Genomic DNA, 777 nt, shown 5'->3' with positions numbered 1-777 from the left:
TTTGTAGAGGCTGATGCCGGTCACCGCGTCAGTGACATCGCCGTTGACCGCAAAGGGGTCCATTTGCGCGGGGGTCATGGCGAGGCTGGCGAACAGTCGACTGACGAAGTGCATGGCGGCGACGTAGTCGAAGCCGTCGAGGCTCAGGTGATCGACCAGGGTTTTTTCGGTTTCCGATTGTTGCAGTGCGTTGCTCAGCAGCGTCTGACTCATGTCCAGCTGGCGCCAGAGTTGCGCTCGTTCGCCTGTAGCGGTGAAGCGGTTGATGTCGAGTCGGCCCTGATCCTTGAGCTTCTCCAGACCTTGGTGCAGCGGATTTTTCTGCCCACCCACGGTCTGCGGCACGATCAGTTGTTGCACCAGCAGCGCGCTGGCGTGATGGGCGTAATAGCTGGAGCGCTGGGCGCACAAGTTCAGCAGGTGCTGCTGGTCGTGAATCCGCGTCTGCAGGTGGCGCAGCCGATAGTGCGCGTCGTGCAGCAGCACGCCATACAGTTCGCGTTTTCGTGCACTTAACAGCACATCGGCCACCGCTGGCTGCGCTTGCCAGAACTCATCGGCGATCTGGGTTTCGGGATCGCACACCTGTTCCAGCCAATGGGCCCAGGCGCCGGTTTCCACGGAGGTTGGCTGATAGGCCACTTCGCCCTTTTCACAGCGAACCACATGCTGGCGTGCTGCGCTCAAGGCAATGGCCGGGAACTGCCCGCTCAGGTCGCACAGGTAACGGCCCGGCTGGTCGAGCAGCCATTCGTAACCGGGTTGGCGGGCGCGTTG

1 pseudogene is annotated in these 777 nt (G+C 61.9%); it reads right to left on the bottom strand.

Going from position 1 to position 777, the window contains the following annotated elements:
* A pseudogene (locus QN399_RS26120) lies at positions 1 to 777 on the bottom strand (hypothetical protein); the annotation flags it as partial.

The sequence above is a fragment of the Pseudomonas sp. 10C3 genome (assembly GCF_036346185.1).
Classification (GTDB): domain Bacteria; phylum Pseudomonadota; class Gammaproteobacteria; order Pseudomonadales; family Pseudomonadaceae; genus Aquipseudomonas.
Note: the sequence above shows the minus strand (reverse complement) of the source record. Positions and strands in the feature narration are given on the sequence as shown.